At 57.4% G+C, this 22,868-nt stretch carries 19 protein-coding genes, 4 tRNA genes and 1 pseudogene; 14 read left to right on the top strand and 10 right to left on the bottom strand.

Going from position 1 to position 22,868, the window contains the following annotated elements:
* Positions 1 to 40: 40 nt before the first annotated feature.
* Both ACYASS_RS22440 and ACYASS_RS22435 read left to right on the top strand, forming a co-directional pair.
* Positions 41 to 919 carry a LysR family transcriptional regulator gene (locus ACYASS_RS22440; RefSeq protein WP_463587731.1) on the top strand — a complete coding sequence of 293 codons (879 nt, stop codon included), beginning with the start codon at positions 41 to 43 and terminating at the stop codon, positions 917 to 919.
* A gap of 116 nt (positions 920 to 1,035) precedes the next feature.
* Positions 1,036 to 3,138, top strand: a pseudogene (locus tag ACYASS_RS22435) (putative bifunctional diguanylate cyclase/phosphodiesterase); the annotation flags it as partial.
* Positions 3,139 to 3,182: 44 nt separating this feature from the next.
* Here the strand turns inward: ACYASS_RS22435 and ACYASS_RS22430 are convergent.
* The 10 genes from ACYASS_RS22430 to uvrB all read right to left on the bottom strand — a co-directional run bounded on the left by ACYASS_RS22430 (position 3,183) and on the right by uvrB (position 10,491).
* Positions 3,183 to 3,626: an Hsp20 family protein gene (locus ACYASS_RS22430; protein ID WP_243248509.1), complete on the bottom strand. Its 444-nt coding sequence runs from the start codon at positions 3,624 to 3,626 to the stop codon at positions 3,183 to 3,185.
* 112 nt (positions 3,627 to 3,738) lie between these two features.
* Positions 3,739 to 4,698, bottom strand: a complete 960-nt coding sequence (locus ACYASS_RS22425; RefSeq protein WP_463587730.1) for a tRNA dihydrouridine synthase — start codon at positions 4,696 to 4,698, stop codon at positions 3,739 to 3,741.
* A 28-nt stretch (positions 4,699 to 4,726) separates the two neighbouring features.
* Positions 4,727 to 5,188 (bottom strand): acyl-CoA thioesterase, encoded by a 462-nt coding sequence (locus ACYASS_RS22420; protein WP_463587729.1) that lies wholly within the window; start codon positions 5,186 to 5,188, stop codon positions 4,727 to 4,729.
* A gap of 256 nt (positions 5,189 to 5,444) precedes the next feature.
* A complete protein-coding gene (locus tag ACYASS_RS22415; protein ID WP_243248512.1) occupies positions 5,445 to 5,984 on the bottom strand; it encodes a TetR/AcrR family transcriptional regulator in 540 nt (179 codons plus the stop codon).
* A gap of 201 nt (positions 5,985 to 6,185) precedes the next feature.
* Positions 6,186 to 6,261 (bottom strand) — tRNA-Glu (locus ACYASS_RS22410).
* A gap of 46 nt (positions 6,262 to 6,307) precedes the next feature.
* Positions 6,308 to 6,383 (bottom strand) — tRNA-Ala (locus ACYASS_RS22405).
* A gap of 50 nt (positions 6,384 to 6,433) precedes the next feature.
* Positions 6,434 to 6,509: transfer RNA gene (locus ACYASS_RS22400), tRNA-Glu, on the bottom strand.
* Positions 6,510 to 6,598: 89 nt separating this feature from the next.
* Positions 6,599 to 6,674: transfer RNA gene (locus tag ACYASS_RS22395), tRNA-Ala, on the bottom strand.
* A gap of 146 nt (positions 6,675 to 6,820) precedes the next feature.
* A complete protein-coding gene (gene gltX / locus ACYASS_RS22390) occupies positions 6,821 to 8,302 on the bottom strand; it encodes a glutamate--tRNA ligase (RefSeq protein ID WP_463587728.1) in 1,482 nt (493 codons plus the stop codon).
* Positions 8,303 to 8,475: 173 nt separating this feature from the next.
* Positions 8,476 to 10,491, bottom strand: coding sequence for an excinuclease ABC subunit UvrB (uvrB, locus tag ACYASS_RS22385; protein WP_463587727.1), 2,016 nt, complete (start codon positions 10,489 to 10,491; stop codon positions 8,476 to 8,478).
* A 409-nt stretch (positions 10,492 to 10,900) separates the two neighbouring features.
* Here uvrB and ACYASS_RS22380 point away from each other — a divergent pair, with 409 nt between their 5' ends.
* The 12 genes from ACYASS_RS22380 (at position 10,901) to ACYASS_RS22325 (ending at position 22,798) form a co-directional block, all read left to right on the top strand.
* Entirely contained in the window at positions 10,901 to 12,097 is a 1,197-nt protein-coding gene (locus ACYASS_RS22380) for an amino acid aminotransferase (protein WP_243248515.1), read from the top strand.
* Between the two features lie 438 nt (positions 12,098 to 12,535).
* On the top strand, positions 12,536 to 13,750 hold the full coding sequence (locus tag ACYASS_RS22375) for a PepSY-associated TM helix domain-containing protein (RefSeq protein ID WP_463587726.1): 1,215 nt from the start codon (positions 12,536 to 12,538) through the stop codon (positions 13,748 to 13,750).
* Positions 13,747 to 14,289 (top strand): thiamine pyrophosphate-binding protein, encoded by a 543-nt coding sequence (locus ACYASS_RS22370; RefSeq protein ID WP_243248517.1) that lies wholly within the window; start codon positions 13,747 to 13,749, stop codon positions 14,287 to 14,289. Before ACYASS_RS22375 ends, ACYASS_RS22370 begins: the two co-directional genes overlap by 4 nt.
* Positions 14,286 to 14,633: a hypothetical protein gene (locus ACYASS_RS22365; protein WP_122666504.1), complete on the top strand. Its 348-nt coding sequence runs from the start codon at positions 14,286 to 14,288 to the stop codon at positions 14,631 to 14,633. The genes ACYASS_RS22370 and ACYASS_RS22365 overlap by 4 nt, the downstream gene beginning before the upstream one ends.
* Positions 14,630 to 15,217 (top strand): DUF6162 family protein, encoded by a 588-nt coding sequence (locus tag ACYASS_RS22360; RefSeq protein ID WP_463587725.1) that lies wholly within the window; start codon positions 14,630 to 14,632, stop codon positions 15,215 to 15,217. Before ACYASS_RS22365 ends, ACYASS_RS22360 begins: the two co-directional genes overlap by 4 nt.
* Before the next feature lie 35 nt (positions 15,218 to 15,252).
* Complete coding sequence (locus ACYASS_RS22355) at positions 15,253 to 16,179, top strand: metal ABC transporter substrate-binding protein (protein ID WP_463587724.1); 927 nt, start codon at positions 15,253 to 15,255, stop codon at positions 16,177 to 16,179.
* Positions 16,176 to 16,955, top strand: a complete 780-nt coding sequence (locus ACYASS_RS22350) for a metal ABC transporter ATP-binding protein (RefSeq protein WP_463587723.1) — start codon at positions 16,176 to 16,178, stop codon at positions 16,953 to 16,955. Before ACYASS_RS22355 ends, ACYASS_RS22350 begins: the two co-directional genes overlap by 4 nt.
* A complete protein-coding gene (locus ACYASS_RS22345) occupies positions 16,955 to 17,854 on the top strand; it encodes a metal ABC transporter permease (RefSeq protein WP_463587722.1) in 900 nt (299 codons plus the stop codon). Before ACYASS_RS22350 ends, ACYASS_RS22345 begins: the two co-directional genes overlap by 1 nt.
* On the top strand, positions 17,854 to 18,765 hold the full coding sequence (locus ACYASS_RS22340) for a metal ABC transporter substrate-binding protein (protein ID WP_463587721.1): 912 nt from the start codon (positions 17,854 to 17,856) through the stop codon (positions 18,763 to 18,765). Before ACYASS_RS22345 ends, ACYASS_RS22340 begins: the two co-directional genes overlap by 1 nt.
* Positions 18,766 to 19,154: 389 nt before the next feature.
* Complete coding sequence (gene hutH, locus ACYASS_RS22335) at positions 19,155 to 20,684, top strand: histidine ammonia-lyase (protein WP_463587720.1); 1,530 nt, start codon at positions 19,155 to 19,157, stop codon at positions 20,682 to 20,684.
* 158 nt (positions 20,685 to 20,842) lie between these two features.
* Positions 20,843 to 21,124 (top strand): hypothetical protein, encoded by a 282-nt coding sequence (locus tag ACYASS_RS22330; RefSeq protein WP_463587719.1) that lies wholly within the window; start codon positions 20,843 to 20,845, stop codon positions 21,122 to 21,124.
* A gap of 372 nt (positions 21,125 to 21,496) precedes the next feature.
* Positions 21,497 to 22,798, top strand: coding sequence for an Nramp family divalent metal transporter (locus ACYASS_RS22325; protein WP_463587718.1), 1,302 nt, complete (start codon positions 21,497 to 21,499; stop codon positions 22,796 to 22,798).
* Positions 22,799 to 22,868: the final 70 nt, after the last annotated feature.

Raw genomic sequence — 22,868 nt, 5'->3', positions numbered from 1 at the left:
TCATAATTTTTATGCTTTGGATAACCAACTGGAATCTGAAATGGATCTGGCCAACCTTAACGCCTTTATAGCCATCGCCGAGACCGGCAGCTTTTCTGGAGCAGGCGAACATCTGCACCTGACCCAACCGGCCATCAGCAAACGCATCGCCGGGCTGGAGCAACAATTGAACGTTCGGCTGTTTGACCGGCTGGGCCGTGAAGTAAGCCTGACCGAGGCTGGCAGGGCTTTGCTGCCCAGGGCTTATCAGATTCTGAACGTGCTGGACGATACGCGCCGGGCGCTGACTAACCTGACCGGGGAAGTCACCGGCCGTCTGACATTAGCGACCAGCCATCACATCGGCCTGCATCGTCTGCCGCCTCTGCTCCGGGAGTTCACCCGACGCTTCCCTGACGTGGCGCTGGACATCCAGTTTCTGGACTCGGAAGTGGCCTACGAAGAGATTCTTCATGGCCGGGCAGAACTGGCGGTCATCACCCTTGCGCCAACCCCCCACACGCTGGTCAAAGCCATGCCGGTCTGGGACGACCCGCTGGACTTTGTCGCCGCCCCCGAACACCCGCTGGCTAATAGCGGTCCAGTGAGCCTGCAGGAAGTGGTTCGCTACCCGGCAGTTTTCCCGGGCAATAACACGTTCACTCACCACATCGTCAGCGGTTTGTGTGAGGCTCAGGGACTCAAGCCCGACATCGCGATGAGTACCAACTATCTGGAAACCATCAAAATGATGGTCTCCATCGGGCTCGCGTGGAGTGTTCTGCCGCGGACTATGCTGGATGAACAAGTAGCGCGTATCCCTTTACCGGGCATACAGCTCAGTCGTCAGCTAGGCTACATTCTTCATACGGAGCGCACGTTGTCGAATGCGGCACGGGCATTCATGGCGCTACTCGATGCACAGGCCATCCAATCCTGAAAGGTTGTTACCGCTGAAGATCGTATTACTGCCTTTATTACTTACAGGCGCGTGATCATATGCCAATACCTGCAGACAGCATTACCTTTCAATCACCCGACGCCGCAGCGACGCCGAGTGAATCGGAAAAGCGTTTTGCGACGCTATATAACCTCAGTCCCAATGTCGTGATCCTGTCCCGCATCGACAGCGGGATTATCTGCGAGGTCAATCGCCAGTTCGAAACCCTGCTGGGCTGGCCCTCTGCCGAAGCGATCGGCAAGACCGGTGTAGAGCTGGGCTTGTGGGACGACAGCGAGCAGCGCAACAACTTGGTCAAGAAAGTCATCACGCAAGATGACCCCGTCCGGCTTGATGTGCAATTACGGGCACGGGATGGCGGGCTGGTCGAAGGCACCTTCAGCGCACTGAAAATCGAGCTGGACCAGCAACTCTTCCTGCTCAGCACATTTATGGACAACAGCGCCCACCTGCGCGCCGAGCGCGCTCTGAAGGCCAGCGAAGAAAAATTTGCCAAGGCGTTCCATGCCAGTCCTGACGCGATAACCATCACGGAACGCGCAAGCGGCCGTTATCTGGAAGTAAACGGCGGATTTTGCCGTTTACTGGGGTTTACCACAGAAGAGGTGATCGGACGCACCGTCGCCGACCTGGGGATCTGGTCGGACATTAGCCAGCGTGAACAGTTACTCCTGGACCTTGAAGAGAATGGCCGCGTGCATCACCGGGAAATGACCGGCTGCCACAAGGACGGGACGCACGTCACCGCCGAAGTTTCGATTGAAGCCATTACCCTCAACGATACCGAATGCCTGCTGATGAATGCCCGGGACATCAGCGAACTGAAAAGTGCGCAGGAGCAGGTCCAGCACCTCGCCTATCACGACTCCCTGACCAATCTGCCCAACCGGGCGTTGCTCATGGATCGTCTCAGCCAGCAGATAATCCTGTTACAGCGCCACAATCTACGCGGCGCCTTGCTTTTCATGGACTTGGATCACTTCAAACACATCAATGACTCGCTGGGCCATCCGGTGGGCGACAGCGTGCTGAAGATCGTCACTGCCCGACTCGAAGCGAGCGTGCGCCTGGAGGATACCGTCGCACGCCTGGGCGGAGACGAGTTCGTGGTGTTGATCAGCGGCCTGGAAGGTACCCGTGACGATGTCACCGATCAGGTGCTGGAACTGGCCGACATGCTTCGCGCCCTGCTCGCCCAGCCGATGTTTCTCGACAATCAGCGACTGCAAATCACGCCGAGCATTGGTATCGCACTGATCCCCGACCACGGCCTGACCAGCGCCGACTTGCTCAAGCGTGCGGATATTGCCTTGTATCGCGCCAAAGACTCTGGCCGCAACGCCACACAGCTGTTTCAGGAGTCCATGCAAAAAGCGGCAAGTGAACGCTTGCGCATGGAAAATGACCTACGCATGGCTCTGCCCCGCGGCGAGTTCAGTCTGTGCTACCAACCCCAGGTGGATACCCGGATCAATCGCATCATCGGCGCAGAAGCGCTGCTGCGTTGGGAACACCCGGAAAGCGGCAATCTGCCGCCCAACCAGTTTATTCAGATCCTTGAAGAAAGCGGGATGATCATGGAGGTTGGGGCCTGGATCCTCGAAGAAGCCTGCAGGACCGCAAGTAAATTGCTGCAAGACGACTTGATCGATGTGCAACATTTCAGCCTGTGCGTGAACATCAGCCCTCGCCAATTCCGCCAGAACGACTTCGTTGAACGGGTAAAACGCTGCCTGCATGTCAATGGCTTGCCCAGCAATCTGCTCAAACTGGAAATCACCGAGGGCATCGTCATCCAGAACCTGGATGACACCATCGCCAAGATGCATGAACTGAAAAAGCTCGGCGTCAGTTTCGCCATGGATGACTTCGGCACGGGCTATTCATCACTGACCTACCTCAAGCGGCTGCCGGTCGATGCGTTGAAAATTGACCAGTCGTTCATCCGTGACGCGACGACTGATCCCAATGATGCGGAAATCATCAGGGCCATCGTGGCCATGGCGCAAAGCCTGAATCTGACGGTGATAGCTGAAGGTGTGGAACAACCGCTGCAACTGGAATTTCTTGAGCAGTTGGGGTGCAGCTTGTATCAGGGATACCTGTTCAGCGAGCCACTGACCTTGAGCGCATTCGAAAAACGCTTGAGACAGCCTGAAAGTCTGTTTGAGGACAGTCAGCTAAATCTGCTGGGATGAAAGAAGGCGCCCTGAGGCGCCTTCTTCTGCTGATAAATAAACAATCAGCTATTCAGGACTTTCTGGGCATTGATCGGAATACGCTTGGCCTTGGCCTCTTCGGGCACCAGACGCAACAGATCAATATTCAGCAAGCCATTCGACAGACCCGCGTTTTGCACTTCAATGTGGTCGGCCAGCCGGAATGACAACTTGAAGGCTCGCTGAGCGATGCCCTGATGCAGGTAAGTCACGTTTTCGGTAGTGTTTTCGCGCTTGCCACCGGAAACGGTCAACACGCCCTTCTCTACCTGAAGCTCCAGATCTTCTTCAACAAAGCCTGCGGCTGCGATCACGATGCGGTATTGGTCATCCGCATGCTTCTCGACGTTGTATGGAGGATAGCCGCCAGCGGTTTCATTACGTGCGGCAGCCTCAAACAAGTCATTGAAACGATCAAAGCCCACAGAGCTACGGAACAGTGGAGCCAGGGAAAATGCAGTAGTCATGATAAATCTCCTGTAAACAGCGAGTGGTTTAATCCGCGACCCGAATTCGGCATCGCGTAATCCCTAAACTAGGGTCGACCAAAAGCTTTTCAAGAGTTTATTTTCAATTTTTTTATGACCGTTCGTCGGCACTGATGCCTAACAAAACACTGATTCGCTGGCAGTCGGTTTCGCGGCGCAATGCGTCAAACATCTGCGTAGCCTCCGGATAGCTTTTGGTCAACAGCACCAGCCATTGCTTGAGGCGGCCAGGCGCTTGAATCAGGGTCATCTTGTCCAGACATTGCAACCAGAAGGTTCGCAGCATGGGCTGCAGCTCGGCCCAGGTCATCGGCACGACCTCCTCGCCTTTTTGCGCTGCTGCAATCTGCCGGGCCAGATCAGGGCGAGCTACAAGCCCGCGACCGATCATGATGTCGCGAGCACCACAGATTTCCCGGCAGCGACGCCAGTCATCCACGGTCCAGATTTCGCCATTGGCGACGACCGGCACCTTGACCACTTCCTGAATGCGCGCGATCCATTCCCAATGTGCAGGCGGTTTGTAGCCGTCTACCTTGGTCCGGGCGTGAACAACGATCTGCTCCGCTCCACCGTCAGCCAGAGCCCGGGCGCAATCCAGCGCGCCGTCGGTATTCTCATAGCCAAGGCGCATCTTGGCCGTGACGGGGATGTGCTTTGGCACCGCGCTACGCACCTGACTGAGAATGGAATGCAGCAGCTCGGGCTCTTTGAGCAGAATCGCACCGCCGCGAGAGCGATTGACGGTCTTCGCCGGGCAACCGAAGTTGAGGTCTAGAACTGGCGCGCCCAGCTCACAGGCGAACGCAGCGTTTTCCGCCAGACAAACCGGGTCGGAACCCAGCAGTTGGAGACGCAGCGGAGTGCCGGCCTCGGTCTTCGCGCCGTTGTGAAACTCGGAGGCGTATTTGTAGAAGTAATGGGCCGGCATGAGACGCTCGGACACCCGGATGAATTCGGTCACGCACCAATCGATACCACCGACTTTTGTCAGGGCATCGCGCAGGATGTCGTCAACCAGTCCCTCCATGGGCGCCAGAGCAATTTGCATGAGTCATACTCGAAAAAAGTCCGGCAGTTTACGGCGCGCTGGCGTGATTGGAAACCAGAGGATTTGACATGGCGACACCATAGCCGTCGATGAACTCTGCCGGCATGCGCTTGGGCTTGCCGCTGGACAGCTCAATGCAGACAAAGGTGGTCTGCGCACGCAGCAGTGTCATGCCATCGCCTGGGCGCCGAAGCTGGAAACGCCGGGTCATTTTCAAGCGTTTGTCCCAATCGACAATCCAGGTTGCCAACTGCAGTTCGTCGTCTTGATAAGCACTGGCGAGATAATCAATCTCATGCCTGACGACCGCCATGGCACGGTCCAGTCGACGGTACTCACTCAGGTCCAGCCCCAACTGCTGCGAATGCCGCCAGGCACAACGCTCCAGCCATGTCACGTATACCGCGTTATTGGCATGACCCAACCCGTCAATGTCATCGGCGGATACATTAAGGTCGATCACAAAAGGCGTTGTCAGATCCCAGACCATAGTTGCTCCTGCGTTGGTGTTTTGTGTTGGCAGGTGAGTGTAACCAAACACACAGCAACGGTGACCTGTGCGACCGGATTTATCCGGGAAGACTTTATTACAAACACCAAAGATGCGTCGTTCGGAAAGGCCTCTTCCGGCCTGCAGGAGTGAGCTTGCTCGCGATAGCGTCAGGTTTGACGATGATTGACTAACTGACCTGACGCTATCGCGAGCGAGCTCACTCCTACAGAAAAAACAGTTAGCTATACGCCCCTCAAACCACTGCCGACTTGGCCGCGCGCAGGACTCTATCCGACAGGTCACCACTACCCAGCGCTCTGGCCAGCGCCAGGCCGCCCACCATCAACGCAACGTCGGCCAACACCTTATCAGCCTCTTCAGGCGCCGCCGCCAGTTGCGCAACCATCAGTTCCAGATGCTCGGCGAGCATCGCCTGAAAAAGCTTCGGCAATCGTGACATTTCGCCAACCGTTGATGGCAGCGGGCAAGCCAGCTCAGTGGCATCCCGATGTTTACGCGACAAATAAAACGCCGCCAGCAGCGCACGCCGCTCCTGGCCGGGAAGCTGATCGTCGATTTGCGCCACCGAGGCACGGCGCTGACTCAGCAAATGATCGAACGCTTCGAGCATCAGCGCTTCTTTGCTATCGAAATGCGCGTAAAACCCACCCACTGTCAGCCCTGCTGCTGCCATGATCTCGCTGACGCTGGGTTGTTCGGGGCCACGCGTGATCAACGCGGTGCTGGCTGCGCTCAGGATACGTTCACGGGTTTGTGCTTTTTTATCTGTCATTCGGAACCTCCAGATTACGAAGATAATATTATTCGCATAATCTGAAATGACAAGCACAAGCCACCCCGCCTGTCGCAGAGAGAATGGCACCAGGATGATATTTGAGGGAGTCATGCAGAAATGGCAGAAACTAAGCCGCCAGAAAAACAAAAGGGCCATTCAATAATCGAATGACCCTTGGTCTCGCAGAGCGAGAAATCGTGGCGTCCCCTAGGGGACTCGAACCCCTGTTACCGCCGTGAAAGGGCGGTGTCCTAGGCCACTAGACGAAGGGGACGCAAAACCTTCGAGCAGATTCGCTTGATAGCGAACCCTGGCAAAATTGGTGGAGCTTAGCGGGATCGAACCGCTGACCTCCTGCATGCCATGCAGGCGCTCTCCCAGCTGAGCTAAAGCCCCGGATTTATCGCCTCGCGGCTCACATCACTTTCAAATGATGCACTTTAAAATGGCGTCCCCTAGGGGACTCGAACCCCTGTTACCGCCGTGAAAGGGCGGTGTCCTAGGCCACTAGACGAAGGGGACTAAACCTTCTTGATGCTGATGATCGACGCTGGATCCGATCATCTTGCACCGTTTCAAAGCATTGTAGCCGAGCTTTGAAACTCTAAATATGGTGGAGCTTAGCGGGATCGAACCGCTGACCTCCTGCATGCCATGCAGGCGCTCTCCCAGCTGAGCTAAAGCCCCACATCAGTGGACGGGGCGCATGTTAAGCGTGAGTCGCTGGGCTGTCAAATTTATTTTTAACAATTTCTAAAGTTTTTTGTCGGTAATACAACCACTTACCATTCAGCCCCCGGAAAACCGGGGGGCTGACAGGCACAGGCATTGCCTCAGGCGATGGCACCCAGAAGCTTTTCCCATTCCTTGTTTTCTTTCTTGGAGACACCGCCCAGCAGATCAAGCGCCTGTCGCAACCGGAAGCGAGTCAGATCAGGGCCGAGGATTTCCATCGCATCAGTCACCGACACCGAGTTGGCCTGCCCGGTGATGGCGGCAAACATCAGCGGCATGGCGTCGCGCAGCTTGAGCTGCAGGTGCTCAACGACCGCCTGAATGCAGCCCATGATCCGATCCTTCTCCCACTGACGCAGCGACTCCAGCTTCCACAGGATCAACTGCATGACCTGACGCACCTGCTCAGGGGACAGTTTCTTGTGCTCGAACAGCTTCACATCCGGCGTCACGCCACCGGCGAAGAAGAAACCAGCCAATGGCGCGACCTGGCTGAAAGTCTCCACCCTGCCCTGCACATGCGGTGCGATCTTCATCATGTATTCAGGGTTCAGCGCCCAGTGCTGCAGGCGGGCAGCGAACTCTTCGACTGGCAACTCACGTAACCACTGGCCATTCAGCCAGGAGAGTTTCTCGATATCGAAGATCGGCCCGCCCAGGGAAACCCGCGAAAGATCAAAATGCTCGACCATTTCTTCCAGAGAGAACTTCTCGCGCTCGTCCGGCATCGACCAGCCCATGCGCCCCAGGTAGTTGAGCATCGCCTCAGGCATGAAACCCATGCGCTCGTAGAACGTGACCGAGGTCGGGTTCTTGCGCTTGGACAGCTTGCTCTTGTCCGGGTTACGCAGCAGCGGCATGTAGCACAGCTGAGGCTTGTCCCAGCCGAAGTATTCGTAGAGCAGAATCAGCTTGGGAGCCGATGGCAGCCACTCCTCGCCACGCAGCACGTGAGTGATGCCCATCAAATGGTCATCAACAACGTTAGCCAGGAAGTAAGTCGGCAGACCGTCGGTCTTCATCAGCACTTGCATGTCCATGCGATCCCATGGGATCTCCACTTCACCACGCAACATGTCTGGCACCACGCAAACGCCTTTGCTCGGCACTTTCATGCGGATAACATGAGGTTCACCGGCCGCCAGGCGACGTGCAACTTCTTCTTTGGAAAGCAGCAAGGCACGACCGTCATAGCGCGGAGTTTCGCCCTTGGCCATCTGCTCAGCGCGCATCTGATCCAGCTCTTCAGCGGTGCAGAAACACGGGAAGGCATGGCCCAGTTCAACCAGTTGCTGAGCGTACTTCTGATAGATGTCGCCGCGCTCGCTCTGCCGGTAAGGACCGTGCGGGCCACCCACGTCCGGACCTTCACTCCACTCGATACCCAGCCAGCGCAACGCGTCGAAAATCTGCTGCTCCGACTCGCGGGTCGAACGCAGTTGATCGGTATCCTCGATGCGCAGGATGAACTCACCACCATGCTGCTTGGCAAAGCAGTAGTTGAAGAGCGCGATATAAGCCGTGCCAACGTGAGGGTCGCCAGTAGGCGAAGGCGCGATGCGGGTACGAACGGTGGTCATGAAAAATCCCGAAATAGGTCAAACAAGCCGTGAATCTTAACAGGGGCCGGTGATCATGTGGGAGCCGAGCTTGCTCGCGATAAGGGCACCGTGATTCTAAAGTGAACCGCGTCCAGCTTTATCGCGAGCAAGCTCGGCTCCCACATGATCACCGGCTTCAACAGATCGAATCGCTACACCGTGAGCAACCGCTCGCGTAGCTTGCCGATTTCGTCGCGTGTCTGCGCCGCAGCCTCGAACTCCAGGTCGCGGGCCAACTGGTACATCTTCTCTTCCAACTGGCGAATGCGCTTGGTGATCTCGCTGGGTGAACGCAATTCGTTTTCGTACTTGGCACTTTCTTCTGCGGCTTTGGCCATGCCTTTGCGTTTCTTGCTGCGCGAGCCAGGCACCGTCGCGCCTTCCATGATGTCCGCGACATCCTTGAACACGCCTTTGGGGGTAATCCCGTTAGCGAGGTTGAAGGCGATCTGCTTGTCGCGACGGCGCTCGGTTTCACCAATCGCACGTTCCATCGAGCCGGTAATCCGATCCGCATAGAGGATGGCCCGTCCGTTGAGGTTACGGGCCGCACGACCAATGGTCTGGATTAGCGAGCGCTCGGAACGCAGGAAGCCTTCCTTGTCGGCATCGAGAATTGCCACCAGGGAGACTTCCGGCATATCCAGACCTTCGCGCAACAGGTTGATCCCCACCAACACATCAAAAGTCCCGAGCCGCAGGTCGCGAATAATCTCCACCCGCTCCACCGTATCGATGTCCGAGTGCAAATAACGCACCCTAACGCCGTGGTCGGCCAGGTAATCGGTGAGGTCTTCGGACATGCGCTTGGTCAACGTGGTGACCAGCACCCGTTCTTCCAGCGCCACGCGCTTGGTGATTTCCGAGAGCAAATCATCGACCTGAGTCAGTGCCGGACGAATCTCGATCTGAGGATCCACCAACCCCGTTGGCCGCACAACCTGCTCAACGATGCGCCCGGCATGTTCTGCCTCGTAATTACCTGGCGTCGCGGAGACGAAGATCGTCTGCGGACTGACCGCTTCCCACTCGTCAAAGCGCATCGGCCGGTTATCCAGCGCTGATGGCAAACGGAAGCCATATTCCACCAGCGTCTCTTTGCGGGAGCGGTCGCCTTTATACATGGCGCCCACCTGCGGCACGCTGACGTGGGATTCGTCGATGACCAACAATGCGTCGGGCGGCAGATAATCGTAGAGTGTTGGCGGCGGCGCGCCGGACGGACGACCCGACAGATAGCGCGAGTAGTTTTCGATACCGTTGCAATAGCCCAGCTCCAGGATCATTTCCAGATCGAACCGGGTCCGCTGCTCAAGGCGTTGAGCCTCGACCAGTTTGTTGTTAGTGCGCAGATACTCCAGGCGTTCCTGCAATTCGACTTTGATGCCTTCCATCGCTTCAACCAGGGTTTCCCGCGGTGTCACGTAGTGGCTCTTGGGATAAAACGTGAAGCGTGGCAGCTTGCGAATGACCTCACCGGTGAGGGGATCGAACGCCGAAATGCTCTCCACTTCATCATCGAACAGCTCGATGCGAATCGCTTCCAGGTCAGATTCAGCAGGATAAATGTCGATCACATCGCCGCGCACGCGGAACGTCGCACGCGCGAAGTCCATGTCGTTACGGGTGTATTGCAAGTCGGCCAGACGCCTCAGCAAGGCACGCTGGTCGAGTTTGTCGCCCCGGTCCACGTGCAGCACCATACGCAAATAGGTTTCCGGGCTGCCCAGGCCGTAGATACACGAAACCGTAGTAACAATGATGGCGTCCTTGCGCTCCAGCAACGCCTTGGTGGCGGAGAGTCGCATCTGTTCGATGTGGTCGTTGATCGAAGCATCCTTCTCGATGAAGGTGTCCGACGACGGCACATACGCCTCAGGCTGGTAGTAGTCGTAGTAGGAAACGAAATACTCCACGGCGTTATTCGGGAAAAACGCCTTGAACTCGCCATACAGCTGCGCTGCCAGGGTCTTGTTGGGCGCGAGCACCAACGTAGGGCGCTGCACCTGAGAGATCACGTTGGCGATGCTGAACGTCTTGCCCGAGCCGGTTACCCCCAGCAGGGTCTGATGCGCCAGCCCGGCATCAATGCCCTCGACCAACTGGCGAATGGCCTCCGGCTGATCACCGGCAGGCTCGAAACGGGTTACGAGCTGAAACTCGGACATAACGTACCTCTTTAATAGCGTGCGCAGGTTCTGATCAATGACGTGCGCAGGCCTGCGGGATATTGGCTTGCGGGCTTGCACTCAGGCAAGGCGCAGGGCTAAAACCAGAGAAAAGCATGCGTCTGACCCGGCTAGCGGACCAGTCGTACAGAATATGAGGTGATGGAACTACAGATGGAGCCGCTATCACCAGCTTTCAACCCTTCAAACAGGCGGCTATTAATAAAGGAGGCAGCCCGCAATATGACTAAAGGCAGACAAATAACCGCAAAAAACCGGAAAAAATCTGCCCCCGGCTGTCGCCCCGGCCAGAGATGGCCTCTATACTGACTCCCCGTTTGTGCACCGCTCTGGCGCATTCGGGTCAGAGCGGGTTTCCCCTCACTTCTCACACAGAGCCGCCACAAAAATGAGCCTGTTCTCCGCTGTCGAAATGGCACCACGCGATCCTATCCTGGGCCTCAACGAAGCATTCAATGCCGATACCCGCACTACCAAGGTCAATCTTGGTGTGGGCGTCTACTGCAACGAAGAAGGTCGCATTCCCCTTCTGCGCGCCGTTGCCGAAGCAGAGACTATTCGCGTGGCTCAACACGCTCCTCGTGGCTATCTGCCGATCGACGGCATCGTTGCCTACGATCTGGCGGTGCAAAAGCTGCTGTTTGGCGCTGACTCGCCCCTCATCGCGGCCGGCCGCGTGCTGACCACTCAGGCCGTCGGCGGTACAGGCGCGCTGAAAATCGGTGCTGACTTCCTCAAGCAGTTGCGTCCTGATGCCGTTGTGGCCATCAGTGATCCAAGCTGGGAAAACCATCGCGCTCTGTTTGAAACAGCCGGTTTCCCGGTGCAGAACTATCGTTACTATGATGCGACCAGCCACGACGTGAACCGTTCCGGCATGCTGGAAGACCTGCAGAACCTGCCATCCGGTTCGATCGTCGTGCTGCACGCGTGCTGCCACAACCCCACCGGCGTTGACCTGACGCTGGAGGACTGGAAAAAAGTCCTGGAAGTGGTCAAGAGCAAAGGCCACGTGCCATTCCTGGACATGGCGTATCAGGGTTTTGGTGCAGGCATTGATGAAGACGCTGTTGCCGTTCGTCTGTTTGCCGAGTCAGGCCTGACGTTCTTCGCCTCCAGCTCGTTCTCCAAATCCTTCTCGCTCTACGGTGAGCGTGTCGGCGCACTGTCGATCATTACTGAGTCAAAGGAAGAGACCACCCGTGTCCTGTCTCAGGTCAAACGTGTAATTCGCACCAACTATTCCAACCCGCCGACTCATGGCGCGACGATTGTGGCTGCCGTGCTGAACAGCCCCGAGCTGCGCGCGCAATGGGAAGAAGAGCTGGCAGAAATGCGTGTTCGCATCAAAGGCATGCGCCAGGCCATGGTCGAGCGTCTCGCCAACAACCCTGCAGGTCAGGACTTCAGCTTTGTGGGTCGCCAAAGTGGCATGTTCTCCTACTCGGGCCTGACCACTGAGCAGGTGCACCGTCTGCGTAACGAGTTCGGCATCTATGCCCTTGATACCGGCCGCATCTGTGTTGCAGCGCTGAACCAGAGCAACATTGATACCGTCTGCAAAGCGATTATCCAGGTGATCTAAGCGGTCACGGTGATGAAAAAAGGGAAGCAGACGCGAGTCTGGCTTCCCTTTTTTGTACACGCGAGATCGCCGTCGGGTGCCCATGCGTTCATCAAACATCACTTCAATAATGGATTTGAGAAGCAAACACTGTAGGAGCCAACTTGTTGGCGAAACGGAGTTCCTGGCTGTGCAGGTCCGACGCTTCGCCAACAAGTTGGCTCCTACAGATTACTGGTTTGCCGAACGCAAGCGCAGACAAGAACCGCCCAGGAAAAAACACATCCAGAAACATCTTTTAAATATGTAATGAGAATTAACACTGCGGGTATTTGATTCTCATCCGTCCTAGTAATATGCAGCAGTCGCGTCGGCAAAAGCCACGACCGCTTTTTATGGACACTGTAAGCCCAGGCGACCATCGGGCTGCTCCACACCGTGAATCGAGACCGTTACTCCATGTCTAAGAAGTCCCGTTCAAAAATCTGGTTTCTCGTCCACAGCTGGCTGGCCCTGCCCATCTGGTTCTTCGTCCTGATCGTATGCTTCACCGGGACGCTGGCGGTGGTGAGCAAAGAGATCATGTGGCTGGTCAACCCGGAGATGCGCGCCAACCAGCCCTCCGCCGATGCTCCACGCCTGAGCTTTGAAGAGGTAAAGGCGACCATCCAGCGTAATGACCCGAAATTGAAGGTCAGCAGGATCTCCGAACCTGATGGCGACTACTTCGCCTTGAATGTGCGTGCAACCTACCCGGGTGGACGCGCCGTCGTCGCTTACGCCAACCCTTACACCGGGGTGGTTCAGGGCTTCGCGCCATCGTTCGACTTCCCTGCCTTCACCCGCGCACTGCATGGCTGGTGGCTGGTGCCGTTTACCAACGGCTTCTCATGGGGCTGGTACATGGTGTCGCTGTTGAGCATTCCTCTGCTGGCCTCGCTGGTGACAGGACTGGTGGTCTACAAGAAGTTCTGGAAAGGCTTCTTCAAGCCCACCTTGCGCATCCACCACGGGGCGCGGATTTTCTGGGGCGACTTTCACCGCTTGAGCGGGATCTGGTCGATCTGGTTCATCGCCGTGATTTCCATCACCGGCATGTGGTTTCTGATCCAGGCCATCCTGTTTGACAACCAGATCAGTATTTCCAGCCAGTCGCCGATTGCCTCGGTAATCCCCCATGCCAGTGTTCCGTTGACGGCAGATGGCACCCCGGCACCGATGATCAGCCTCGACAAAGCCGTTGAGATCACCCGCGAGAAGATTCCCGGCCTGGAGCCCAGCTCCGTCAGCATGCCGCTCAACGCCTACAGCAATATCAGCGTCGCGGGCCGCAGCTGGTATCCGTTGATGTTCCAGACCGCTGAAATCAATCCGTACAGCGGGGAAATCGCCACATCACACCTGTTGTCGGACCGTTCCGCGCTGGAGTTTGTAACCGAATCGATGCGCCCCCTGCACACCGGGGACTTCGGGGGGATATGGATCAAGCTGATCTGGACCTTCTTCGCCCTGATCCTGAGCATGATGGTACTCAGCGGCTTGCTGATCTGGACCAAGCGCACCGCTCAGGCAACCCTCAACGCGCTCAAGCGCAGTGAAAAAACCGAACGCGCCAGCGCCAGACAAAAAACGCTATCGCCCATGGCCACCGAGATCCCGGAGAACACCCTGTGAGCAAGGCAGCCACCGCAACACCGCCATCGTCCCTGAGCCGTTTCTGGCATAAATGGCGCTTTCACATCAACATTCTGCTGGTGCTGATCCCGTTAGGCTTCATGCCTAAATACTTCACTGAAGTGGCTCTTTTCCGCGGTGACAGCGGCCTTGGTCAGCGTGAGATCGGCGAGGTTCAGGTCGGGCCGTGGAGCATCCGCATGGCGGAATTTTTTGCTGAAGCCCCCCGCCTTGAGGGCGCATCCGGTTACACGAAAACCTTCAATGCTGCGCTGTGCGCCGAATGTGCCGACCGCGTCAAGGCCACTTACCTGCGCATCGGCAAGCCACGCAGCCTGCGCGCAGCCGGGGTTATCTTCTTCGGCTCTCCTTATCGCATGAGCGCATTTATGCAGATTCCTGAACGTACCGACCCCGACGCTGAGCTGTGGATCACCATGGAAGGCTGGGATGGCTCAATGCATCAGGCTTCCATTCCGCTCTCCAAGGCATCGCCTGCAACCGTTGCCTGGCTGAAAAAACAAGGAGTCAAACCATGATCGGCAGACCTTATCTGCGCTGGCTGCGTGCCGGTGCGTTGCCCCTGCTCACCGCTGGCCTGCTTGGCCTCAGCACTCAGGCCATGGCGCACAACCCGATGTGCGAGTGCAAACAGATCGACAATGAACAGATCCGCTGCACAGGCGGGTTTTCCGATGGCAGCGGCGCGCCAGGCGTGACCCTTGATGTCATTGGCTATGACGAAACCATTCTGGTGCCCGGCAAGCTGGGCGAAGACTCGACAGTGACCTTCAAGAAACCGGCTTCCGAATTCTATGTCCTGTTCGATGCAGGCCCAGGTCACGTGGTCGAGATCGACCAAGCAGATATTGAGGCCCCATGAGTACGCCAACCCATCAAGTAGTCCGTCCGGCGGGTGCCGGTCACGAAACGGCTTATGTACTGGCGTTGTGTCTGCTGATCCTGTTGGTTGCCGGAACCGTCATTGGCTGGCACGGCGAAAGCCAGGACGTGCAGAAAGTCGCCGCCCATGAACTGGATGCTCGTCGCGACCTGACGGCTTCAGAGCAAGGTATCTACGCCGACCTGCGCGTCACCCTGGACGAAATTCGTTTGCTTGCACCGGAGCAAGCCACTCCGGTGACACCGCAACAGTTGAGTGATGAAGGCCTTGCGCCATTTGTCGAAGACGCAAGTTCGGTCAGCCGTGGCGGTCATGCCTGGCAGATGGTCGGCAAATCGTACCTTGGGCTGAGCCAGGCCCCGACCGTAGCCGGATCATTTCTGCTGCGCGTTGACTCGACCGATGAAACTCAGGCTGATATCTGGATCAACCGCAGCCCCTCGCTGACCTCCGGCAGCACGCTCGCCATCACCGACGTCAGTGACAAAGCCCTGATCGCTTCAGGCTGGCAGCAGGTTGTCGCCCAGTTCGATGCCGGTGTGACTCGCCAGCACAAGCACTGATCCCACGCACTCATTTGAAAGAAGACTGCTAGCCCATGCCTATTTCTCTGAAACGCCGACCTTTGCTGCGCGCAGTGCTGGTCGGCCTGCTGGCCACCCTGCTCGCCCCTCTGGCCAATGCCGACGCCAAGCGCCTGCGCATTGGCATCACGTTGCACCCGTATTACAGCTATGTCGCCAACATCGTCGGCGACAAGGCCGAAGTCGTGCCGCTGATTCCAGCCGGCTTCAACCCACACGCTTACGAACCGCGTGCCGATGACATCAAACGCATTGGGTCGCTGGACGTCGTGGTTCTCAACGGCGTAGGTCACGATGACTTCGCCGACCGCATGATTGCTGCCAGCGAAAAACCGGACATCCCGGTGATCGAAGCCAACGCCGACGTACCACTGCTCGCCGCCACCGGCGTCGCAGCCCGAGGCGCAGGCAAAGTGGTCAACCCTCATACTTTCTTGTCGATCAGTGCCTCCATTGCCCAGGTCAACAACATTGCCCGCGAGTTGGGCAAGCTTGATCCGGACAACGCGAAAACCTACACCACCAACGCGCGGGCCTATGGCAAACGTCTGCGTCAGATGCGTGCCGATGCCCTGGCCAAACTGACCAAAGCGCCCAACCCGGACTTGCGGGTTGCAACCGTACACGCGGCCTATGATTACCTGCTGCGCGAATTTGGCCTGGAAGTAACGGCAGTAGTCGAGCCCGCACACGGTATCGAGCCGAGCCCCAGTCAGTTGAAGAAAACCATCGACCAACTGCGCGAACTGGACGTGAAAGTGATTTTCTCGGAGATGGATTTCCCCTCCACCTACGTCGAAACCATTCAGCGCGAATCCGGGGTCAAGCTTTATCCGCTCTCGCATATTTCCTACGGCGAATACACCGCCGACAAATATGAGAAAGAAATGGCAGGCAACCTGGACACCGTAGTGCGCGCCATTCAGGAGTCGGGCGCATGACCGCTGCTGAGAAAATCGCAATTCCCGGCAACGGACCGGGCATTGAATTCGCTGATGTCAGCCTGACCCTCGGTCGCACCGCAATCCTTGATCGCGTCAGTTTCAAGGTTCGCGCAGGCAGCATTCATGCACTGGTCGGTCCCAACGGCGGCGGCAAGAGTTCGCTGATCAAGACCATGCTTGGCCAGATGCCCCATCAAGGCCAACTGAGCCTGCAATGGCCCGGCTCGCCAGGGCTGATTGGCTACGTGCCGCAAGCGCTGGAATTCGACCGCGGCCTGCCGATCACCGTGGACGATTTCATGGCCGCGATGTGTCAGCGTCGTCCGGCGTTTCTCGGTCTGTCAAAGCATTACGCCGCAGCAATCGGCGAGGCGCTTGAGCGCGTCGGCATGCAGGACAAACGCAAACGTCGCATGGGTGCGCTATCCGGTGGCGAACGCCAGCGCGTGCTGCTGGCTCAGGGCTTGATCCCGAAACCACAGCTGTTGGTGCTTGATGAACCCATGTCGGCGCTGGACGAAGCGGGTATTCAAGTCTTTGAGCGGCTGCTGGCGGACTGGCGCAAAGCAGGTATCACCGTGCTGTGGATCGAGCACGACCTTGAGGCCGTAAAACGCCTGGCCGATAACGTCACGGGGCTGAATCGCAGGGTGTTGTTCGATGAAGCGGCAGCTACGGCGCTGACGCCTGAACGTCTATTGACGCTGTTCTCGGCCCACCCTCGGGCTGTAGACGATAAAGCTGTGAACGCAACCAAAGGGAGCGCTGCCTGATGGATTACGAGCAGTTTCGTCTTTTCATTCAAGGGCTGGCGTCATCCGGCTATCTGCCTGAAGCATTGGCCTACGGCTTCGTGGTCAACGCCTTGCTTGCCGGGCTGCTGATCGGTCCGGTCCTGGGCGGGCTGGGCACACTGGTGGTGGTCAAGCGCTTCGCATTTTTCTCCGAGGCTGTAGGTCATGCGGCGCTGACAGGGGTAGCCGTTGGCATCCTGCTCGGGGAACCCTACACCAGCCCGTACGGTGCGCTGTTTGGCTACTGCCTGCTGTTCGGTATCGTCCTCAACTACCTGCGCAATCGTACTGGCCTGGCGCCGGACACACTGATCGGCGTCTTCCTTTCGGTATCCCTGGCCTTTGGTGCAAGCCTGCTGCTGATTCTGGCTGGCAAGATCAACATCCACATCCTTGAGAACGTGCTGTTCGGTTCAGTGTTGACCGTCAACGGCAATGATCTGTTGGTGCTCGCGGTGGTCGGTTCGCTGGTCATGGGCCTGAGTTTGCCGCTCTACAACCGCATCATGCTCGCCAGTTTCAACCCGCAGCTTGCCGCCGTGCGCGGCGTTGCAGTCAAGGCGCTGGATTACCTGTTCGTGATTCTGGTGACCCTGATTACCGTGGCCGCTGTAAAAGTCATCGGCGCGATTCTGGTCGGCGCCCTGCTGGTTATCCCGGCGGCGGCAGCACGCCTGCTCAGCCAGTCGCTGAAAGGCTTTTTCTGGATATCCGTAGGCATCGCTACCGTCAGCACCTTGTGCGGCATCCTGTTGCCGATCGTTTTTGACCTGCCTGTACCGTCCGGCGCGGCGATCATTCTCGTCGCTGGCATGGCATTCGCTCTGGCCGCCATCGCTCGCGGCACCGTACCGAGCCTCAAAGGAAATATTGGATAATGTTGCGTAAATTGACCCTGGCACTGGCCATCAGCGGCCTGCTCTGTGCCACCTCTCACGCAGCGCCTGTTGCAGCTGATAATCAGGCCCCCGTCAAAGTGCTGGCCAGCCTGCCGATCACCTATGGCCTTGGGCAAATCCTGCTCAAGGACAGCGGCGTAGTCCTTGAGCGTGCCGCAGCGGCCAATCTGCCCGGCTCTCGCCAGACGGCGTATTTCACAGGCCGCGGAGTCGAGGCGCTGCGTAAATTATCCACCGACGCCGACGCCGTCATCGGCCTGCGCTCCATCTGGCCCGATGATCCGCTGTACCCCAACGCACGGCGCAGTAACATCCGCATTGTCGAGATCGATGCAGCACGGCCGGTGGATGGCGGCTTGCCGGGCATTGCCGTGCAACCGCGTCCGGGTGTCGACGGGCTTAACAGCCAGCCATGGCTTTCCAGCAACAATATGGGGCGCATGGCGGATGTCATGGCCGCCGATCTGGTGCGCCTCGCCCCTGCCGCAAAACCCCGTATCGAAGCCAACCTGGCGACGCTGAAACAACAACTGCTCAAACTGACTGCCGACAGCGAAGCGAGCCTGGCCAGCGCCGATAACCTCAGCGTGGTCAGCCTTTCCGATCACCTGAGCTACTTGATCAGCGGGCTGAATCTGGAACTGGCGGATACGCAAATACTGGCAGACGACCAATGGACGCCTGAAGCCCTGCAAAAGCTGACGGACACGCTCAAAAATAACGACATCGCACTGGTACTGGATCATCGCCAACCGCCAGAACCGGTCAAAGCTGCAATTACTGCGGCAGGCAGCCAGTTGCTGGTGTTGTCGGTTGATGGCGAGGATCCACTGGCTGAGTTGCAGGGCAATATCGGACAGGTGACACAGGCACTGGCCGGGAAAAAATAACGGCTCGATATTACCGACCCGACAATATGCAATTTTCAGGAGTTGAAATGCATTTTCTGTAGGAGCTGCCAGAGGCTGCGAAGCATTAATCCTGACGTACTGCGATCGCAGCCTTCGGCAGCTCCTGCAGATCCACGTTCCAGCAACTACGCGAACGTTTCCAGCCGCCCCAAAGCCGCGCATCGTTCACCGGACGATGCCACTTTCGGTGACAGCCCTTCCCCCGCCCACCAACAAAAGTCTGTTGCAGCCCAGCAAAACCCCGAACATATTTGCTTGGCCCGGCTTTTGCCTTATCTTGTATATACAGGATGATATAACCCAGTACGCGACGGCGGAAAATTCCCGAACCGGTCGGCATAACTAAAACTCAAGCAGGAACGCGCACCATGCCAGCAACACTTCTTCTCACCCCAGGCCAATTCAACCTCGACCAATTGCGCGCCATCTATCAGCAGCAAAGCCCCTTCGAGCTTGATCCAGCAGCCCGTGAAGTGGTCGATGCCAGCACTCAAACCGTTAACGAAATCATTGCAAACCAACGCACCGTCTATGGCATCAACACCGGCTTCGGCCTGCTCGCTCGAACGTCGATCCCAACCGAGTCCCTGGCGAAATTGCAGCGCAACCTGCTGCTGTCGCATTGCACCGGCACTGGTCCCTTGCTGGACGACGCGAGCGTGGCACTGATCATGGCCCTCAAAGTCGGCTCGCTCGCCCGGGGTTTTTCCGGGATCCGCTGGGAAGTCATCCAGGCATTGAGCACGCTGTACGCTGCCAGGGTTTATCCGTGCATCCCATCGCAAGGTTCGGTTGGGGCGTCAGGCGACCTGGCACCTTTGGCACACATGTCGGCAGTCCTGATCGGTGTTGGCCGTGTGCGCCATCAGGGACGAGAAATGGATGCCGTCGAAGGACTGGCACTGGCGGGGCTGGAACCGATGATACTGGGGCCGAAAGAAGGCCTGGCATTGATCAATGGCACGCAGGTCTCCACCGCCCTGGCCCTGCGCGGGTTGTTTGCCACCGAGAAGCTGTTCACTGCCGCGGTGGTTGCCGGCAGCCTCAGCGTCGAAGCACTCAAGGGGTCCGACGTCCCGTTCGATCCACGCATTCAAGCAGTTCGCGGCCAGCCAGGACAGATTGACGTCGCGGCGCTGTACCGCGAGCTGTTGGCCAAAAGCGAGATCCGTGAATCGCATGTTGATTGCGGTCGTGTACAGGATCCGTATTCCCTGCGTTGCCAGCCACAAGTCATGGGCGCATGCCTGGACCATATGCGTTTCGCTGCGGGTGTTTTCCTGCGTGAAGCCAACGCGGTATCCGACAACCCGCTGGTGTTCAGTGCCGATGGCGACGTGTTGTCCGGTGGTAATTTCCACGCAGAACCGGTCGCCATGGCGTCGGATGTGCTGGCCTTGGCGATCTCGGAAATCGGTGCACTCTCAGAGCGCCGTATCGCACAGCTGGTAGACCCGGCGCTGTCAGGCCTGCCAGCATTTCTGGTCAAGGAAGGCGGCTTGAATTCCGGCTTCATGATTGCCCAGGTTACGGCAGCGGCATTGGCGTCGGAGAACAAGACCCTGGCCCATCCTGCGTCGATCGACAGCCTGCCGACCTCTGCCAATCAGGAAGACCACGTCTCCATGGCGACCTTCGCTGCGCGTCGGCTACTCGATATGGCGGGCAACAGCAGCGCAGTGGTGGCTATAGAGCTGCTTGGCGCCGCGCAAGGTGTCGACCTGCACGCGCCGCTGCACACCTCCGAGAAACTCAGCGAAGTGTTGGCGATGATTCGCAGTGAAGTCGCCCATTACGACGAAGACCGCTACTTCGCTCCGGATATTGCTGCGGCACGCGCCTGGGTTGAAGGGGGAGCATTCGCCCGCTGGCTGCCGTTTGAGCGGCTCTACGGCTGATCCAGAAGCACTCGGAGAAATGAACGTCACCTGCCCCCGCAGGTGACGTTCATCTCATGGTTGAACCTCACCAGTCGTCACATTGATCGAACGACCTGCAAACACAGCCCTCAGATTTTTGTAAGCCATCGCAGCTGAACAATAATCAGAGGTGAATAATGAGCGATCAAAATCAAAACCCAGCGCACCGCAACGACCCTGCAATTGAACCGGACACGGCCCCGCACCCCCAGTCGCAGGATCATCAGACTCAGGGCAACAGCTCTCAGTCCCAAGGCAAGCCCCAAGGCCAGCCAGACACACAGTTTGAGCAGAATCAGGACTCAGGGGGAAATACCTACACGCCTGACTATGAGCCTGAAGAAAAGCCGGAAAAAGTACCCAGCAATCTGCATCCCGAACAAGGTAAGGATGCGGATATTGATACGGATGGGGGTTAGATCCGCAGCGCCTGCATTTTAATCACGCGCCGCTCCCACAGTGCCATCAACCTTAATGTTGTGCGATGTCTTGGGACCGGCTTTCGCGGAAGGCGGCGTCACTGACGATACAAATAAGTCGTTCGCTTCCCGGCTAAAGCCGGTCACACGACAGATGTCATGCCAGTAAATAAGTGTTCGTCGCCGCAGCAACATGCCGTGAAGAAAGCCCTGTACATCACGACGCCCGCCAATCCTCCCGCACCTGCAAGCCCAGCACTTCTTCCCGCCGAAACATCCGCACACACTCCGTAAAACTTCTTACGTTGTACGACGTCTGACGTTATGTTCGACTTGCCCCGTCTCACTAAAAATAACAATGGAGATCCTCCTATGGCGAGCACCAGCTCCGTCGATAAAAAAGCTACTGCTGCGCGTGAATCGGTCTTTGCCAAAGTCACCAAGCTCCTTGGCCCTGGCATCATCGCGGTGTTGTCATGGCTGGGTGCCGGTGACCTGATTACCTCTTCGGTAGCAGGTGCCAACTACGGCTACGCCATGATGTGGGTACTGGCGGTCTCGCTACTGCTCAGGTTCCTCATCGTCAACATCATTGCCCGCTTCCAGCTCTGTAATAACAGAGGCATGAGCATCCTTGAGGGCTATGCCCAGCTCCATCCCATCTTTGCCTGGTTCATGCTCGGCTACGCCCTGCTAATGGGTCACCTCATTAACGCGTACATGATCAAAGGTGCGGGCGAAGCGCTGGCGATGCTGCTGCATATCAATCAGCCGCTGCTGTGCTCTTTTGCAGTGGTGATTGCTGTCTGGCTGCTGGTAGGACGCAACATCTACACCATGATCGAAGGGGTCATGAAAGGCCTGCTGGCATTGATGACACTGGCATTCCTGGCACTGGCAGTCATGTCCAAACCAGACATGGTCGGGATTCTCAAAGGCACCATCGGCTTCAGCATTCCGCCAGATGAAGGCGTGCATGGCGCACTGCTGGTGGCGGTCTCTGTAATTGGTGCGGTAGCCGGTTCGATTGCCAACTTCGTTCACCCGTACGTGATGCGTGAAAAAGGCTGGATCGGTCCTGAGCACAAGCGCATTCAGCGCAATGACCTGCTGTTCGCAGTGCTCGTCGGCATCATCATTAACCTGGCCATCTGGGTGGTCGGTGCAGAAATCCTGCGTCCGAACGGCATACAGGTCACTACCCTGCAGGATCTGGGTAAAGCCCTTGAAATGTTCTTCGGCTCAGCTGGCTGGTACATCTTCTTCGTCGGAGTCTTCGCAACATTGTTCGCCAGTATCGCGGGCAAAACCACTGCCTTCCCGATGCTGATCACTGACGCCTTCCAGCACATCCTTCCGAAACGCCGTGAGAAATACGGGAAGGAGTTTCACAAGGACCCGATGCACAAGTGGTTCATGTTGTTCATTCTGGTCACCCCGCTGGTATGGTCGCTGCCCGGCATGCCGGACTTCGTAACCCTGACCATTGGCGTGAACGCACTGAACATTATTGGCCTGCCGATCATCTCGCTCGGCTTGCTGATCATGTCCAACCAGAAAAAGCTGCTCGACAAGCAATACCGCAACAACCTGTTCGAGAACATTGCGCTGGTGTTCGCCACAGGTCTGGCGTTGTGGGTTGCGTTCCAGTTGGGGGCAGATCTGCTGAGTTAACAGACGACTTGGTTCTTTCTGAGTTGAACCCGTTCCCTGTAGGAGGCCGCGATAGCGTTGTATCAAGCAC

It is taken from the genome of Pseudomonas sp. HP_14, from assembly GCF_055283875.1.
Note: the sequence above shows the minus strand (reverse complement) of the source record. Positions and strands in the feature narration are given on the sequence as shown.

Bases quoted from the DNA above. Each gene is read 5' to 3' on its own strand.
- ACYASS_RS22375 (WP_463587726.1), top strand. From the start codon at position 12,536: ATGTCTAAGAAGTCCCGTTCAAAAATCTGGTTTCTCGTCCACAGCTGG.
- gltX (WP_463587728.1), bottom strand. From the start codon at position 8,302: ATGACCACCGTTCGTACCCGCATCGCGCCTTCGCCTACTGGCGACCCT.
- ACYASS_RS22440 (WP_463587731.1), top strand. From the start codon at position 41: ATGGATCTGGCCAACCTTAACGCCTTTATAGCCATCGCCGAGACCGGC.
- hutH (WP_463587720.1), top strand. From the start codon at position 19,155: ATGCCAGCAACACTTCTTCTCACCCCAGGCCAATTCAACCTCGACCAA.
- ACYASS_RS22340 (WP_463587721.1), top strand. From the start codon at position 17,854: ATGTTGCGTAAATTGACCCTGGCACTGGCCATCAGCGGCCTGCTCTGT.
- ACYASS_RS22360 (WP_463587725.1), top strand. From the start codon at position 14,630: ATGAGTACGCCAACCCATCAAGTAGTCCGTCCGGCGGGTGCCGGTCAC.
- ACYASS_RS22425 (WP_463587730.1), bottom strand. From the start codon at position 4,698: ATGCAAATTGCTCTGGCGCCCATGGAGGGACTGGTTGACGACATCCTG.
- ACYASS_RS22430 (WP_243248509.1), bottom strand. From the start codon at position 3,626: ATGACTACTGCATTTTCCCTGGCTCCACTGTTCCGTAGCTCTGTGGGC.
- ACYASS_RS22325 (WP_463587718.1), top strand. From the start codon at position 21,497: ATGGCGAGCACCAGCTCCGTCGATAAAAAAGCTACTGCTGCGCGTGAA.
- ACYASS_RS22345 (WP_463587722.1), top strand. From the start codon at position 16,955: ATGGATTACGAGCAGTTTCGTCTTTTCATTCAAGGGCTGGCGTCATCC.
- ACYASS_RS22415 (WP_243248512.1), bottom strand. From the start codon at position 5,984: ATGACAGATAAAAAAGCACAAACCCGTGAACGTATCCTGAGCGCAGCC.
- ACYASS_RS22355 (WP_463587724.1), top strand. From the start codon at position 15,253: ATGCCTATTTCTCTGAAACGCCGACCTTTGCTGCGCGCAGTGCTGGTC.
- ACYASS_RS22350 (WP_463587723.1), top strand. From the start codon at position 16,176: ATGACCGCTGCTGAGAAAATCGCAATTCCCGGCAACGGACCGGGCATT.
- ACYASS_RS22330 (WP_463587719.1), top strand. From the start codon at position 20,843: ATGAGCGATCAAAATCAAAACCCAGCGCACCGCAACGACCCTGCAATT.
- uvrB (WP_463587727.1), bottom strand. From the start codon at position 10,491: ATGTCCGAGTTTCAGCTCGTAACCCGTTTCGAGCCTGCCGGTGATCAG.
- ACYASS_RS22365 (WP_122666504.1), top strand. From the start codon at position 14,286: ATGATCGGCAGACCTTATCTGCGCTGGCTGCGTGCCGGTGCGTTGCCC.
- ACYASS_RS22380 (WP_243248515.1), top strand. From the start codon at position 10,901: ATGAGCCTGTTCTCCGCTGTCGAAATGGCACCACGCGATCCTATCCTG.
- ACYASS_RS22420 (WP_463587729.1), bottom strand. From the start codon at position 5,188: ATGGTCTGGGATCTGACAACGCCTTTTGTGATCGACCTTAATGTATCC.